Source organism: Tritonibacter mobilis (genome assembly GCF_001681715.1).
Taxonomy (GTDB): Bacteria; Pseudomonadota; Alphaproteobacteria; order Rhodobacterales; family Rhodobacteraceae; genus Epibacterium; species Epibacterium mobile.
Genome location: NZ_LNWY01000009.1, coordinates 29,365 through 43,611, shown reverse-complemented (window position 1 = coordinate 43,611; position 14,247 = coordinate 29,365). Strand labels below are relative to the sequence as shown.

The following is a 14,247-nucleotide window of genomic DNA, read 5'->3' as shown; positions in this document are numbered from 1 at the left end:
AGCGCGATCAGCGAGCTCTCGCAGACCATTGCGCGCACGTGCTATATGAAGTGTGCAGGCGCACCCTGACAAAACCCTTGGGTAAAATGCAAAAATGCCATATTTTGCACATATGGAGCCTCAAGCATGTATAAAGTATAATATTTTTGATGATCCTCTTGAGGATGCGGAGGAGCTTGAAGAGACTTCTGAGGACGACCTGTGGTTCCTGCCCGGTCCGATGGAAGAGGAGCCGCATTATCTGGCGCCCGGACCTAGGGCCGAAGTGCGTGAGACCGCTGTTCTTGACGATTGGCGACGTGCCGAGGCGGGCCATGCTGCCCGCCTTGCCCGTGTGGCCGGCCGGATCGGGGCGCTAGACGACCGTCTGAAGCGTGGCCCGGAAGGCTGGCGGCACAGGCTTGCGTTGATCGAGGCGGCAGACCTCAGCTGGTTTGCAGGCGACCGAATTGGCCCGGATCGGCTGGCGCTCTGGATATCCATGCGCTTGTCCGGCGTGCAGGACGACACCGCAGCGCTTGCGCGTGTCGGATGGGCGGTGCGGCGTCTTACAGGCGGTCCCGGCCCAGACGTGGACCTGTCCGCCTTCCTCGATCGCCGTGACCCCGAGAACATGGTGGATGAAGCCGAGCCCTTCGCGGATCGCGCGGGCGGGTGGCTTGACCTGATGGCGCAAGCCGCCGACCTGCACCCGATCACGCGTGCCTGCATGGGGTTTCACCTCTGGAGCCTCGCGGGCCTCGGACAGCAGAGCAACCGAATGGAAGCGGCGGTCACGGCGTCGCGCATTGCCGCGCATGAGGGCGAGGGGGCAATATTCGCACCCCTGGCCATGGGTGGGGCGGGGGCGCTGCGCGCCGGCGGCCCCCCGGCTGAACGTTTGGCGCGCGGGCTCGAGAAAATGGAAACGGCCTGCCTGACCGCGATGCGGCACCTCGACGATATCGAGACATGGTCGGCGCTGGCGGAAGCCGAGATGACCCCACTCTCGGGCAAGACGCCGCCAGCCCTGCGCGGAGTGCTGACCGAATGGCCCCTGGTCTCTGCCCCTATGGCCGAGGCCCTGACCGGAGCCAGCCGCGCCGCTGTCCAGCGCAACCTCGCCTGGATGGAAGCGCGGGATCTGGTCCGCGAGCTAACAGGGCAAGGACGGTTCCGAATGTGGCGCGCCACAAACTGATTGTCGAAGCGATCTGTGCGCGCCGATGTTGCGTCTATCCGCAGCACGGCTGAAACGGTGAGGAGCACCGTTTTGCAGATGCTCGAGGTCAAAGAGTTCGGCTGATCGGCTGAGACAATTCGGCTATCGCCACGTCCCCAACTACCATGAGAGCATTGTCGACTGGGTCGTGACCGGTCTGCGGGTATAAACCGGACAGACCATACAACGCTCCAAGCGACGAACGAGCCGTTGTCGCAATGGCATGTCGAGTGATGTCTTCTTGAAAATCGCCTTCGGAAAGAGCAGGGGCAGGACATGAAGCTGCAAAATCTCGAACGCCATCAAGCCTGGATCTACCTCGCTGCCATCCTTTCCGGTCTGGTCTTGGGCTCGCTCGCCCCCGGTATCTCGGGGGTGTTCGAGGCGCTGCTTTGGCCGGTGTTGGGGCTTATGCTTTTCACTACCTTCGCTCAGATGCCGCTAGCGCACCTGCCGCGCGCGACGCGCGACCGGCGTTTCATCGGCACCATGTTGATCGGCAATTTCGTCCTGGTGCCGCTGCTGGTCTGGGGGCTGATCGCGTTCCTGCCTGACGATCCTGCGCTTCGGCTCGGGGTGCTTGTCGTGCTGCTGGTGCCCTGCACCGACTGGTTCATCACATTCACCCATCTCGGTCGCGGCGATGCGGTGCGTGCCGCGTCCGCGACACCGATCCTCCTCGCGGTTCAGTTCGCCAGTCTGCCGCTCTTCCTTTGGCTTTTTCTCGGCGAGGCATTCTTTGAGCTTCTCGCCGCCGACCGCATTGCCGCCGTCTTTGCGGCGCTTGTCCTGCTGCCGCTCACAGCGGTTTTCCTGCTGGAGCGTTGGGCAGAGGCGCGCCCGGAGCGGGCCGCGATCGTAAATCGCCTCGCCTGGCTGCCGGTTCCGCTTCTGGCTGTCGTGGTGTTCCTGATCGCGGCCTCGCAAGTCGACGCGGTACGGGATGCGCTGCCGGTTTTGGCGCAGGTGGCGGGCGCCTACGTCGCCTACCTCGTCGCCGCAGCACTTCTCGGTGCGGCGACCGGGCGGGCGGCCGGATTGTCCACTAGCGGGTGACGAACGGTCATCTTCTCGCTCTGAACCCGCAACTCCTTCGTCGTACTTCCGCTGGTGCTGGTGCTTGGACCGGAGTGGAACGTGGCGGCCGTGGTCATCGTCTTCCAGTCGCTCGTCGAGCTCTTCGGCATGGTCGCCTATCTGTGGATCGTGCCGCGCTATCTGGTCCCCGAACATGCGGCGACCACGCAGGACTCCGCGGGGAACGAATGATCGCAAACAACGGCGCTGGCACCATTGTCCGCTTGGCTGACATGCATGGGCGTCCTCAACTATGGCCCTTCAGGTCACCTCCGTCAGCGCGTCGATCACAGGGCATTCAGGGACATCGTCACCGGTGCATTGCGCCACGGTGGAAGACAGCACGCGTTCGATGCGTTTGAGATCGTCGATCTTGGCGCGGACCGAGGCGAGATGCGAATTTGCCAGACCCTGCACCTCGCCGCAGGTCTGGGCACCGCCATCGACCAAGGCGAGCAGATCGCGGACTTCGTCGAGCGTGAACCCAAGCTCGCGCGCGCGCATGATGAAGCACAAGCGCGCGACATGCCGATCATCGTAGACGCGATAGTTTTTGCTGGAGCGCGGCGGCTCGGGCATAACGCCGATGTTCTCGTAGTAGCGAATGGTCTCGAGATTGCAGCCGGTCAGCCTGGCCAGATCTCCGCGCCTGAGGACCTTCACCGATCTGTGACGATTTTTCACGTTTGACCCTCTTGAGCCTGTACCTGCTACAGACCCTAGATTGAGATCATCACTGAGGCAAGGATGATTCGAACCATGACTGAAACCACATCCGCCGACCGGCAGACGGCAATGGACGAAACAGGGGCTGCCGACAAAAAGGCATGGACGACAACCTGGCTCGGCGCGCTTGGCGCGCTGGCGATGACCTCATGCTGCATCCTGCCGCTGGTGCTGGTCAGCTTCGGCGTTACCGGCGTTTTCATTGCGCAGCTGGGCGTTCTCTACCAGTACAAATGGATCACCTTCGCGCTGAGTGCCGCCTGCATCGGCTATGGATTCTACAAGGCCTACCGTCCGATCCCGACTGAGGCCTGCGCGGATGGCACCTGCGCGCGCCCCATGAACCGGAAACTCATGCGATCCATTCTTTGGATTGCCACCGCCATCGTCACCGTCGCGATGATCTTTCCCTATCTCACCCCATACCTTCTGTCCTACTGAAAGGCCGAACCCATGAAGTCACTCCATCTTGCCCTTGCGGTCGTTGGCACTCTCGCAGCTTCCCCCGCCAGCGCCGCCGAACAGCGCATCAATATCGGGGTAGGCGAACTGACATGCCCGACCTGCTCCTACACGGTGGCGGCGGCCATGCGGGGCGTTCCCTCGGTCGAGATCATCGACTTCATGGAAGGAGAGGAATTCGGCACCGGCACCTACATCGTCGCCTTTGATGACGAGGCCGCCGATCAGGACATGATCGTCGAAGCAATCCGCGCCACCGGCTATTCGGCGGACATCGTCGAGTCCGGCGATTTCTGATCGCATTCACCGACCCGCACTCGGAGCTGGAGACAGCATGACAGACATGAACAATAACAATGAACCCACGACCCTTTTGCGGCGCGGCCTCATCGGCAGCGTATTTGCGGCGATCTGTTGCTTCACGCCGTTCCTGGTGCTGATCGTCGCCGGGGTCGGACTTTCTGCCGTTGTTGGTTGGCTCGACTACGCGCTTTTCCCGATGCTCTTCGCCTCGCTGAGTGCGGTTGCATATGCCCTGTGGCAGCAAGCCGGCAGACCAGGGCACAGTCCGAAAGCCCTTCTCATCGGCTTGGCGGTTGTTCTTTCGGCTCTGCTGTTCTGGCTGGAGTTCCGCTTTGCTCTGCGGATCTCGGTTGCCGCCGCTTTGGCGGTGGCGGGATATGCGCTCTGGCTCAGAAAATCAGGCAGTTCAGCAGTGAGCCGGATCAAGAGAAACTGGCACAAGGAAAGGAACAGGTATGACCAAGACCTATGACCTCATCGTGATCGGCGGCGGCACCGCTGGAAATGGCGTCGCCCGGATGGCCGCGGATGCAGGCTGGAGCGTCGCCAGCATCGACAGCGAACCCCATGGCGGCACCTGCGCCCTGCGCGGCTGCGACCCCAAGAAAATGCTGGTCGCGGTCACCGAGGGTGTCGAATGGGCCGAAAACATGGAAGGCAAGGGGCTGGAGGCGCAACCTTCGGTCAACTGGCCCGACATGATCGCCTTCAAGCGCAGCTTCACCGAAGCTATGCCACCGCGCATCGAAGCCGGGTTGGAAAAAGCGGGGATCGACGTCTTGCATGGGCTGGCACGGTTCACCGGCCCCAATACGATCGAGTTGAACGGCGAGACCCTGACCGCGAAGCATTTTCATATCGCCACCGGCGCGCGGCCGATGACGCTGAACATCCCGGGCGAAGAGCATCTGACCACCAGCACCGAATTCCTGGAACTGCCTGAGCGACCGAACCGCATCGCCTTTGTCGGCGGCGGCTTCATCGCCATGGAATTCGCCCATATTGTCAAGCGGGCGGGCGCGCGCGAAGTGACAGTGCTGGAGATGATGGACCGCCCCTTGGGTCCTTTCGATCCCGACTTGGTCGCAATGCTGGTTGAGGCAACCGAAGAGCTCGGCGTCGATCTCCGCACCAAGGCGAAGGTGGCGAAGATCGAAAAGCAGGGCGACGAATTCACCGTCACGGTGGAAACTCCCGACGGCACCGAAACGATCACTTGCGATCTGGTGGTGCATGGCACGGGCCGGGTGCCCAATATCGATCGCCTTAACCTTGAGGCCGCCGGCGTCGAATACTCACGCCGTGGCATCAAGGTGAGCGACGCGATGCGCACCACCAATCCGGCGATCTTCGCCGCGGGCGACTGCGCTGCCAGTGGGCCCAAGCTGACCCCGGTGTCCGCCTTCGAAGGGCGTGTGGCAGGCAAGAACCTGCTGGCTGGAGAAGACGAGCGTACCGTGGATTATCCGCCGATCCCGTCGGTAGTCTTCACCCTCCCGATGGTGGCCACCGTGGGCTTGTCGGAAGCGGTGGCCAGGGAACAGGGGCTGAAGTTCGACACCCATTTCGAAAAGACAGGGGACTGGTATTCGTCGCTGCGCGTCGGCGCGAAACATACCGGATTCAAGGTTCTTGTCGAAGAGGGCAGCGGACAGATCCTCGGCGCGCATCTGATCGGGCCGGGCTCCGAGGAGCAGATCAATCTTTTCGCCATGGCCATGGGTGCCGGGCAGACCGCCAACCAGATCAAGGCCATGATTTTCGCCTATCCGAGCTATGCCTCCGACATCGGTTCGATGGTGTGATTCAAAATTATTGATCGGGGCCGTGTCGCGATACCGATCGCAAGCTAAGGAAGAACCAATGGACCAAACTGTAACGAAAGACGATTGCTGCACTGCCAGTGAAACCCGCGATGACAACTACGATCTCATTGTCGTTGGTGCCGGCTCGGCCGGGTTTTCTGCCTCGATCACGGCAGCCGATGCCGGAAAGCGCGTGGCGCTTATCGGGCACGGCACCACCGGCGGCACCTGTGTGAATGTCGGCTGCGTGCCGTCCAAGGCGATGATCCGCGCCGCAGAGGCGGTGCATGGCGGCGCGTCGGCCGCCCGGTTCCCGGGCGTCGAGCCCTGTGATCATGCGGTGGATTGGGGTGCCGTAGTGCAAGGCACCACCGATCTGGTCGAGGAGATGCGGCACAAGAAATATATAGACCTGCTGCCCGCCTATAAAAGCGTTACCTATATCGAGGATGGCCCGGCGCGATTGGTCGAGGGTGGCGTCGCTGTTGGAGGACGGGTGATATCCGCCCCGCGCGTCCTGATCGCCACCGGCTCGCGCCCCCACCTGCCAGCGATCGAGGGGATCGACACAGTGGAGCCCCTCGATTCCACCGATCTATTGACTTTGCCTGACCGGCCCGAAAGCATCTTGGTGCTGGGCGGCGGCTATATCGGCTGCGAGCTGGCGCAAATGGCTTCAAGGCTGGGGGTGAAGGTCACGCTAGTGACCCGCTCGCGCCTCCTGCCGGGCGCCGAACCGGAGGTGGCCCAGGCGCTGACGCAAGCGCTGAAGGCCGAAGACATCGCGGTCGAGACCGGTCTTGCTTACGTCTCGGTCGCGAAAGCTGCGGGCGGCGTCAATCTGATTGTCGAACGGGGTGGCAAGACCGAGGATCTGACCGCCGAACGGCTGGTTGTGACCACCGGCCGGATCGCCAATTCCGAGAACCTTGGATTGGAAGAGCTTGGCATCGAGACCGACGCACGCGGCTCTATCAAGGTCGGTCAGGACATGGCGACCACGCGTGCCGGCGTCTGGGCCGCGGGCGATGTCACTGACCGTGACCAGTTCGTCTACATGGCGGCCTATGGTGCCAAGGTGGCGATCAACAATGCCCTTGGATTGGAGCAGATGCGCTATGACAACGCGGCGATGCCGTGGGTCGTGTTTACCGACCCGCAAGTGGCCGGCGTCGGCCTTTCGGAGGTTGAGGCCAAGGCGGCGGGGCACAAGGTCAAAACCAGTGTGATCACGCTCGACAACGTGCCCCGCGCCGTCGCTGCACGCGATACCCGCGGCGTGATTAAGCTGGTGGCCGACGCGAAGACCGACCGCCTGCTGGGCGGTCAGATCGCAGCACCGGAGGGGTCGGACACGATTCAGACACTGGCAATGGCGCTGATATTCGGCATGACCGCACGGGCGCTCGGAGAGACGATCTTTCCTTATTTGACCACGGTCGAAGGGCTGAAACTCGCCGCACAAACCTTCGACAAGGATGTAGCCAAACTCAGCTGCTGCGCGGGGTGAAAAGACGAGAAATTCCGGCGACACCGACTCATAAGCAGCGCTCATTGTGAACCAGCGCGTACAAAGCCACAAAGTGCTTGTGGCGGTCAGCATTCTCTCGGCATGGAGGCTGACGGCGGTAACGGATAATCACATATTAGAGCCAGCAGTGCACATCCCACGTTCTGTCATTAGGTTGGTTATTGTGGCGGGGTTCATAAACAGACCGATCTCATCAAGATGGAAAGTGATCGGGAGTTGCCGAGAACGTCGCTGGGTCAACAATTGGTCATTACATTAGCCCTGTCTATTTGATCGCCCGCAATACAAAGAAAGAATCGCCATGAATACAGTTGATACTGATTCTCGCACAACAGGTTCACTACCCGCATTCAACGCCCGAACTTTAGGGTTAATGTTCGTCGCAGGTTTCTTTGCGACCGTCGCGTTCGATCTGTTGGGTCAGATCATCAGCCCGGGCTTGGGCTTTTCGCGGTTGTCACCGCACGGGCTAGCGAGGAGCTTACTCGGCAGCCTTGGTCTGCCGAACGGTGATTTCGCAGGATATTTCGTACATTTTTATCTTGTTGGCCTGATTGGCTATCCCGTCGGTTGGTTGTTCGTCTTTAGACCAATTTGGCACCGTATCGCGGGGCAGACGAACTGGTTTTTGCCCTCGGCGATTTATGGGTTCGGCCTGTGGGTGTTGGCCATCGGGGGCACTACTTCTGTCGCAGATCTTCCCTTCTTTCTGAATTTCACCGGCATTGCCTGGGTAGCGCTGGTGGGTCATATGCTCGGGACCGGGATCATGAAAAAGCGTGGCACGCTACAATTTCCGGGCCAGAGACCAGTCACTATGGATGAGAAATCACCGTCATTTGCCGGTAGCTCTATTGCAGGAAATGCAATTCTTGTTGACGGTGATCGTTGGACCCACTCCTGATGTGAGCCAAGCGAAAGAACCATCAGCTTTCGTCCGGAAACCTTCAATAGGAAGCGAAAACCGTGCGTATAGTCGAACTCGGTTCCGGATCATCCGAGTTGCTGGGCTGTGTCCACGACAGGTAAACCCCTTCATTCGTTCGCGCCGTGCGCGGGAAGTTGACCGAACCTGCGCCGTTGTTTCGCGCAATCAGTTGCAGGTCCTTACACTGCTGACCGGTTGTGATCTGGCAAGCAAGGATCACCTCGCTCTCATTTGCCCATTCGACCCACGTCACGAACGCAGTCTGAGGGTCCAGCATGAGAATATCGACCCGACCGGCGGGAATCCCGAGGCTGACTTTCGCCGGATCGCCAAAATTTCTGCCACCATCGGAAGAGAACGCAACCTTGACTTCCGGCTTGTCATTTGCAGCCGTGAACCAGGCCACGGCGGCTGTTTGACCGGCGGTCGCGATGGCGGGGCCATTGACCGGGCAGCCGGAGATTTCCCAGCCGTCATTGTGGACGTTTGTTGGTTCTGACCACATGCCGCCTTGGTGTCTTACGACAGATATATCCCTGATTTCCGCATCTGTTCTGTCGCGGTATGCGACAAGGACGGTGCCATCGTCCAGCGATGCGGCGGACGTCTGGCAGCATGAACAGGTCTGCGCATCGACAAGAACATCATCGGTTCGCGTACCTTCGGGCGTGATCCGGGTTGCGCGCAACTGCATTGCATCCGGGTAGTTGCTGGCTGCGCTGGTGAAAAGCGGCTTGTCATATGCGCGTCCGTCAAGCCAGACAGACATCAAGGAACCGTCTTCGAGCGGCTGGAGCGTGACAAAACCGTGTTGGCTAACCGACCGATCATCATGTGGCGTTATCGGTGCGCTCCATGTCAGGCCCTCATCCGGCGAAAGAGAGATCTTGACGTCATAGGCATAGTCGTTTTTGGAATTTTCCCACAGCCAGTGAGCCGCAAAGGTACCGTCATCAAGCGCAACAACGGACGGAAAATCGGCCCAGTTCACGAAGAGTTCGTCGGACACGGTAACAGTGCGGGCCGCGCTCCATTCTGCGTCTTCAAGGACCGACAATTTTACCGCAAACCCGGCAGGGTGTGGTTCGGTCCAACCCAGCAGGACCCGATCATCCTGCAGTGCGAACAGGGTGGGTTCCTGCGCATTGTTCCCGACCGGTGGGTCTAGGTCGGCGAACTCCAATGGCTCGGCAAGGACCATGCCCGCCGTCATGCCCATGAACAGATGGGCCACAATCACGCCAGAATGGATTTTTGATGGCATTGCGCACCTTTCCGATTATCAGACCAGCGTCATTCACAACCTGAGCATAGGCAAATTTTGGCGAGTGCCATGTAAACTTTTGTATGACGGGCCTGTGCTTGTTGTTAAGAGCGATATCCCGTTGTGGCACAGCTTCGCGTCAACGGTTGGCGCAACCACCGCTCCGACCTCAGCTGACTTGCATCCAGGTCGCCATGCCATCAGCCTGATGGCTCAGCATATGGCAGTGCAGCATCCACGCGCCGGGATTGTCGAGTACGCACACAATCGTCATCGTCTCGCCCGGCGCTACGAGGGTCGTGTCGCGAAGGTGGGTTCGCGCACCATTCTGATCGGTTTCCCAGAAATGGTGGCCATGCAGGTGGATACCGTGCGGAAAAGCAGTGTCGTTCACCATCCGCACCTGCACTGCTTCATCACGTCTTGCCGAAATCAGCGGTTTGTTCGGCAGACCGCTCACGTCGTTGAAGGCCCAGCCCCCGAACCCGCCGTGCGCGCCGTCCCCGGCACCGCCTTGCATGAAGAGATCTGCCGTTTGCGTGATCTCTCCGGGCGCGGGCACGAGGTTCGCGGGGAGGGGAGCTATCGGCGCAGACCGGATTTGTCGCTGACCGTTCAACATAATGCCCCCCAGTTCCTCGCCACCCGAAGGCACGGTTTCTCTTAGGATCACATCACCCGTCACATCTGCGATGATGTCGATGCGCTGCGCCGGTGCGAGTTTTAGATTGCCCAGCGAAACCAGCTCGGGCAGCGGCATCCCGTCATAGGCCACACAAAAGCCCGTCAGCCCGTCGATACGTATCTCGAAAATGCGATCCGGTGTCGGATTGATCAGACGCAACCGGATGTGATCCCCCAGCCGCGCCTGCTCAGACGACAGGAAGGTGGTCATCAAGTTCCCCAGCCTACCTGCTGTTATGAAATCAGCGCGGTCGAATTCCATGTCGAACTGGCCGGTGTCATCAAGCCGAATGTCGAAGAGGATGGCCGTGATGTCCTGATCCACGTCTGGCGGGGCAGGTTCTTCGACGATCAGGGGCCGAACAGTCCGCGGGCGACCTGTTCGTAGGAAAGGTAGTGGGAGTGATACCAGTAGGTTCCGGCATCGGGAACCGGAAACCGGAAACCGGTACTCGTAACCCTCATTCGGGATGATGACATCCTGTGTCAGCACGTTTACGCCGTCCATCGCGTTGGGCAACCGAATGCCATGCCAGTGTACGAGGGTCCCGTCCTCCAGCCCGTTTTCCACCCGCGCCCGCAGAATATCGTTCTGGCGCTGTCTGATTTCGGGGCCGGGACAGGTGCCATTGAATCCAAGCATTGCAATGTCCCGCGACCCGATCCGGGTGAAGGCCGGGCGTCAGGGTGACAGGCACCGAAGCCGCACTCAGGGGCAGGGGGAGCGTGGCTGCGCCAAGCGCAACCATCATCTGAAGACGCTTAAGCATGGGTTTCCGTGTATTCCGTTTCTGGGGCCTGCAACCCACATCCCCCACCGTTGCGGAAGGGCGTCCCGGCGAGATATATTGATACATTGCAGATCGGCGCCCAGGTTTGGCGGAATACCGGAGAGCACCTAATGTATCTGCAGGTCCTGAATGGCCGCAAGGATCTTTCCGTCGGTATCATCGCTGTCGGCTGTCACCGCAAGACCGACCAGAACCTTTGGCATGTCCCCGAACGCACGCACGAAATCGCGATCCAGGTTCACATTCTCGGTGAAGTTGCCGGTTTGCGCCGTTTGCAGAATTTTCGATTTGAGACCCGTCGAGTAGGGGCTGTTCAGCAATGCGCCTTTCGCATGATTGCCACCCCAGACATAAACCAGCGCCCGCGTATTGGGATCACGCAGCAATTTGCGCGCCGTTGTTCGGCCAAGCGTGCTTGCGGTCTGCGGATCGACGAATATGAAGTACAAAGCAAGATTGCGATCATCGCCGCCGCGCCGTGTGAGGTCGGTTCCCTTAACACCCTGCGTGACGGACCATTCCCACATTGCTGCCTTTGCGGTGCCAAGGGCTGCGCTGACCGGACGCCAGAGAACCGAAACCGTGCCATCGGAAATCACGTCCAGCCGCCGACCTTGCAGGCCGTACTCGTTCGAAAAGAGCCGCAAGAGGCCCTGTTCTTTCCAGCTTCCATCGAATGGAATTGTCTTTCCTTGCGCATAGAGGGGCGGGGCGTTTGCAGCTAATGCAACAAAAGCGATGAAAAGTGTCGCTGCGAGGGACCGTATAAACATCTGAACTCCTTTTGCGATGCCGCTGGTCCTGCTTTGATCCCGGTTATCACCATTATGTGCCGTCATGATCCGTTGAATTGTGCCGGGCGCGCGCAACTTCAATGAACATATCCGTGATCATAGATGTGGTTGCGCAATGGTCGTTGCAGGACGCGGGAGCGAATTCAGATCATGGAGCGCGACCTTGATCGGCTGATTTCCCGCGACGGACGGATCCAGTAGGCGGCGGAGCTTCCAACCGTTACAAACAAGTACAAAACTCATGGGATACAAGCGCCTGAACACATGGACGCGGGTGCCGATGTGCGTCATCTCTGGTTCAACGGAACCGACTCCCGCACGCAAGGATGGCACATTCACCACAGCGCTTTGGGCTGGGGACAACAGGGTTGAACGCGCCAACGTCCGTTGCGGGAAACAAAATGTGGCCTTGTGTGAAACAGGCAAAGGTAACAAAGAATGCTGACTTCGATTATCCAATTTCCTGACATCGGAACAGAGATTTTTGCCGTTGATATCGGATCGTTCCGCTTTGCCCTGCGTTGGTATGCGCTGGCCTATATTGTTGGCCTCCTTATCGGCTGGCGCATCTGTGTCGCATTGGTCCGCTCTTCGTCAGTCTGGGGGGCCGGGGCGCCGCCGCTGCAACCCAAGCAACTGGAAGACCTGCTGACATGGATCATTCTGGGCGTGATCGTGGGGGGCAGGCTGGGGTTCGTGCTTTTCTATCAACCTCAGTACTATTTTCAGAACCCCGTCGAAATCTTCATGGTCTGGCAGGGTGGTATGTCATTTCATGGCGGCTTTTTCGGCGTGGTCGTGGCCACCTTGCTTTTTTGCTATCGCAACGGCGCACCCGTTCTATCAACGGCGGATCTGCTCGCTGTTGCAACACCACCGGGTCTTTTCCTCGGTCGGCTGGCCAACTTCACCAATAACGAGCTTTGGGGCCGTCCGACCGATGTGCCCTGGGCGGTGGCATTCCCCGGCGAGGCGGCCCAGTCCTGTGCGGGCGTCGTGGGCCTGTGTGGCCGCCATCCGTCCCAGCTTTATGAGGCTCTTCTGGAGGGTATCCTGCTTGGCTCGGTCCTGATCTTTCTGGCCTGGAAACGCGGTTGGCTGCGCTTTCCCGGAAGCCTTACTGGCCTGTTCCTGGCGGGATACGGAAGCGCAAGGTTCCTTGTCGAGTTCTTCCGGCAGCCTGATATGCAGTTCGTCACGCAGGACAACCCGATTGGACATGCGGTTCATTGGGCGGGCTATGGGCTGACAATGGGCCAACTGCTGTCGTTGCCGATGATTATCCTTGGCGCGGCCCTGATCGTATGGTCCCGCAGGCGTGTGACGGTTAATTCTGCGGATCTGGTGTCGACATCAGATTCTTTGTGAATATCCGAGCGTAGTGTTGGCGAAGTGACCATTGCGGCCTGGGTCCGCATATGAGCCTTGGGCGCGTGCTCAATGATGCGGCTTGCGTCCTTTCGCAATCATCAGATGGTGCTCTTGATGATGTACACCGATTGTCATCAGACCAAAGAAACCAAGGCCCTGTATTTGTTCACCATCGCCACCCACGATCAGTGCGACACCATCCTCCATTTCTTCTGACGCAACACTCCAGCCTGTTTCACCGGCAAGGAACGGTGCATGGGCGGGAACCATTGTGTTGATGGCCGACAGGACACGCGGGCTGCCACGCACTTCGAACCGTGCCCCGTCGGGCCGCAGAATGCGGGTGACCTCTGCCTTTCGTGTCAAAAGGTCCATATCGACCAGATGGTCCCTCAGTTTGTCGATATTGACGGCGCCCCAATCGGTTTCGGGATCGGCCTGGAGCAGCACAACTATTTCGGCCAATGCGGCGAAGGCGGACTGGCCGGTTTCCTGGGGCGTCGGACGCGTGACCCATGGATGAATGCATTTGTTGCGGCGTAACGGGTGTCGCAAGCAAGACAGCGAAGAGAACGGGTATCAGTCGCATGGACCAGCCTTTCCTGAGTGTATTCGGATTCAGCCTAGTACCTGATCGGACCCTGAAATATGATTTGGATCATATGATGCCTGAACCCTATAATCTCATACCGCCCTCCGCCTTGCGTCCGCTGACGAGGGCCGCAGGGGATACGGTCTTTCGTCAGGGCGCGCGGACCTGCGGCCTTTATGTTGTTAAGTGCGGGCGCGTTCATCTTGAGCGTGTCGGCCCGGATGGCGAACGATTTATCATCTACCGTGCCGAGCCCGGGATGAGCCTTGCCGAAGCATCGGTGTTTTCGGATAGATACCACTGCGATGCGGTCGTGGCGGAGGCTGGGGCGTTTGTACAGATCGACAAAGCGGCGGTCTTGTCTGCCTTTGCAGATCCGGATTTTGCACGCGCCTATGCGCGGCAAGCGGCACAGCAGATACAAGCGCAACGTCAGGCGCTTGAGATCGTAGGCATCCGCCGCGCAGAAGAACGGGTCTATGCCGGTATGGTGGCGGGCCTGCTTGAAAGCTCCGTTGTCGATTTTGCCAGCGCGCTGCACCTTTCGCACGAGGCCACCTATCGGGCCTTGCGAAAGCTTGTGAATGATGGCCGGATCGCAAATCCGACCCGGGGAACGTATCATTTGCGCCCCTGAATGGATCAGCCGGACCATGCCCGGTTCGAGATAACAAAAGGTGCGGTAGCAAAGCTTGGCGGGTATTTCGCTTGCCCGATA

At 59.7% G+C, this 14,247-nt stretch carries 16 protein-coding genes; 11 read left to right on the top strand and 5 right to left on the bottom strand.

Going from position 1 to position 14,247, the window contains the following annotated elements; translation table 11 throughout:
- The first annotated feature begins 112 nt into the window (after window positions 1–112).
- The 3 genes from UB90_RS10330 (at window position 113) to UB90_RS23240 (ending at window position 2,470) form a co-directional block, all read left to right on the top strand.
- Window positions 113–1,180: a hypothetical protein gene (locus UB90_RS10330; RefSeq protein WP_065331941.1), complete on the top strand. Its 1,068-nt coding sequence runs from the start codon at window positions 113–115 to the stop codon at window positions 1,178–1,180.
- A gap of 297 nt (window positions 1,181–1,477) precedes the next feature.
- Window positions 1,478–2,257 (top strand): arsenic resistance protein, encoded by a 780-nt coding sequence (locus UB90_RS10325; RefSeq protein ID WP_235859291.1) that lies wholly within the window; start codon window positions 1,478–1,480, stop codon window positions 2,255–2,257.
- An 81-nt stretch (window positions 2,258–2,338) separates the two neighbouring features.
- Window positions 2,339–2,470 (top strand): hypothetical protein, encoded by a 132-nt coding sequence (locus UB90_RS23240; protein ID WP_264753311.1) that lies wholly within the window; start codon window positions 2,339–2,341, stop codon window positions 2,468–2,470.
- 69 nt (window positions 2,471–2,539) lie between these two features.
- Here the strand turns inward: UB90_RS23240 and UB90_RS10320 are convergent, their stop codons facing one another.
- Window positions 2,540–2,941: a MerR family transcriptional regulator gene (locus UB90_RS10320; protein WP_037953553.1), complete on the bottom strand. Its 402-nt coding sequence runs from the start codon at window positions 2,939–2,941 to the stop codon at window positions 2,540–2,542.
- Window positions 2,942–3,037: 96 nt separating this feature from the next.
- Between UB90_RS10320 and UB90_RS10315 the strand changes: the two genes are divergently transcribed.
- From UB90_RS10315 to UB90_RS10290, 6 genes are all read left to right on the top strand, one after another.
- Complete coding sequence (locus UB90_RS10315; protein ID WP_009824452.1) at window positions 3,038–3,445, top strand: mercuric transporter MerT family protein; 408 nt, start codon at window positions 3,038–3,040, stop codon at window positions 3,443–3,445.
- Between the two features lie 12 nt (window positions 3,446–3,457).
- On the top strand, window positions 3,458–3,763 hold the full coding sequence (locus tag UB90_RS10310; RefSeq protein WP_048535538.1) for a heavy-metal-associated domain-containing protein: 306 nt from the start codon (window positions 3,458–3,460) through the stop codon (window positions 3,761–3,763).
- A gap of 37 nt (window positions 3,764–3,800) precedes the next feature.
- Window positions 3,801–4,241, top strand: a complete 441-nt coding sequence (merF, locus tag UB90_RS10305; RefSeq protein WP_081285561.1) for a mercury resistance system transport protein MerF — start codon at window positions 3,801–3,803, stop codon at window positions 4,239–4,241.
- Window positions 4,225–5,574 carry a dihydrolipoyl dehydrogenase family protein gene (locus UB90_RS10300; RefSeq protein WP_050672455.1) on the top strand — a complete coding sequence of 450 codons (1,350 nt, stop codon included), beginning with the start codon at window positions 4,225–4,227 and terminating at the stop codon, window positions 5,572–5,574. The genes merF and UB90_RS10300 overlap by 17 nt, the downstream gene beginning before the upstream one ends.
- A gap of 58 nt (window positions 5,575–5,632) precedes the next feature.
- A complete protein-coding gene (merA, locus tag UB90_RS10295; protein WP_050672454.1) occupies window positions 5,633–7,084 on the top strand; it encodes a mercury(II) reductase in 1,452 nt (483 codons plus the stop codon).
- 322 nt (window positions 7,085–7,406) lie between these two features.
- Window positions 7,407–8,009 (top strand): hypothetical protein, encoded by a 603-nt coding sequence (locus tag UB90_RS10290; protein WP_227512168.1) that lies wholly within the window; start codon window positions 7,407–7,409, stop codon window positions 8,007–8,009.
- Window positions 8,010–8,052: 43 nt separating this feature from the next.
- Here UB90_RS10290 and UB90_RS10285 read toward each other — a convergent pair whose 3' ends face one another.
- From UB90_RS10285 to UB90_RS10275, 3 genes are all read right to left on the bottom strand, one after another.
- On the bottom strand, window positions 8,053–9,252 hold the full coding sequence (locus UB90_RS10285; protein ID WP_227513137.1) for a sialidase family protein: 1,200 nt from the start codon (window positions 9,250–9,252) through the stop codon (window positions 8,053–8,055).
- A 214-nt stretch (window positions 9,253–9,466) separates the two neighbouring features.
- Window positions 9,467–10,624, bottom strand: a complete 1,158-nt coding sequence (locus UB90_RS23295) for a multicopper oxidase family protein (RefSeq protein ID WP_348429606.1) — start codon at window positions 10,622–10,624, stop codon at window positions 9,467–9,469.
- A gap of 255 nt (window positions 10,625–10,879) precedes the next feature.
- The gene (locus UB90_RS10275) at window positions 10,880–11,545 is read right to left on the bottom strand and encodes a DUF3047 domain-containing protein (protein WP_050672461.1); all 666 of its coding nucleotides are present in this window, start codon (window positions 11,543–11,545) and stop codon (window positions 10,880–10,882) included.
- 459 nt (window positions 11,546–12,004) lie between these two features.
- On the opposite strand from UB90_RS10275, the gene lgt reads away from it, so the two are divergent.
- Window positions 12,005–12,934 (top strand): prolipoprotein diacylglyceryl transferase, encoded by a 930-nt coding sequence (gene lgt / locus UB90_RS10265; protein ID WP_050672452.1) that lies wholly within the window; start codon window positions 12,005–12,007, stop codon window positions 12,932–12,934.
- Between the two features lie 69 nt (window positions 12,935–13,003).
- On the opposite strand, the gene UB90_RS10260 is transcribed toward lgt, so the two are convergent.
- Window positions 13,004–13,387, bottom strand: coding sequence for a hypothetical protein (locus UB90_RS10260; RefSeq protein ID WP_009824461.1), 384 nt, complete (start codon window positions 13,385–13,387; stop codon window positions 13,004–13,006).
- A gap of 215 nt (window positions 13,388–13,602) precedes the next feature.
- Here UB90_RS10260 and UB90_RS10255 point away from each other — a divergent pair, with 215 nt between their 5' ends.
- Complete coding sequence (locus tag UB90_RS10255) at window positions 13,603–14,166, top strand: Crp/Fnr family transcriptional regulator (RefSeq protein ID WP_227512966.1); 564 nt, start codon at window positions 13,603–13,605, stop codon at window positions 14,164–14,166.
- Window positions 14,167–14,247: the final 81 nt, after the last annotated feature.

Bases quoted from the DNA above. Each gene is read 5' to 3' on its own strand.
- UB90_RS10330 (WP_065331941.1), top strand. From the start codon at position 113: ATGGAGCCTCAAGCATGTATAAAGTATAATATTTTTGATGATCCTCTT.
- UB90_RS10325 (WP_235859291.1), top strand. From the start codon at position 1,478: ATGAAGCTGCAAAATCTCGAACGCCATCAAGCCTGGATCTACCTCGCT.
- UB90_RS10315 (WP_009824452.1), top strand. From the start codon at position 3,038: ATGACTGAAACCACATCCGCCGACCGGCAGACGGCAATGGACGAAACA.
- UB90_RS10310 (WP_048535538.1), top strand. From the start codon at position 3,458: ATGAAGTCACTCCATCTTGCCCTTGCGGTCGTTGGCACTCTCGCAGCT.
- merF (WP_081285561.1), top strand. From the start codon at position 3,801: ATGACAGACATGAACAATAACAATGAACCCACGACCCTTTTGCGGCGC.
- UB90_RS10300 (WP_050672455.1), top strand. From the start codon at position 4,225: ATGACCAAGACCTATGACCTCATCGTGATCGGCGGCGGCACCGCTGGA.
- merA (WP_050672454.1), top strand. From the start codon at position 5,633: ATGGACCAAACTGTAACGAAAGACGATTGCTGCACTGCCAGTGAAACC.
- UB90_RS10290 (WP_227512168.1), top strand. From the start codon at position 7,407: ATGAATACAGTTGATACTGATTCTCGCACAACAGGTTCACTACCCGCA.
- UB90_RS10285 (WP_227513137.1), bottom strand. From the start codon at position 9,252: ATGGGCATGACGGCGGGCATGGTCCTTGCCGAGCCATTGGAGTTCGCC.
- UB90_RS23295 (WP_348429606.1), bottom strand. From the start codon at position 10,624: ATGCTTGGATTCAATGGCACCTGTCCCGGCCCCGAAATCAGACAGCGC.
- UB90_RS10275 (WP_050672461.1), bottom strand. From the start codon at position 11,545: ATGTTTATACGGTCCCTCGCAGCGACACTTTTCATCGCTTTTGTTGCA.
- lgt (WP_050672452.1), top strand. From the start codon at position 12,005: ATGCTGACTTCGATTATCCAATTTCCTGACATCGGAACAGAGATTTTT.
- UB90_RS10255 (WP_227512966.1), top strand. From the start codon at position 13,603: ATGCCTGAACCCTATAATCTCATACCGCCCTCCGCCTTGCGTCCGCTG.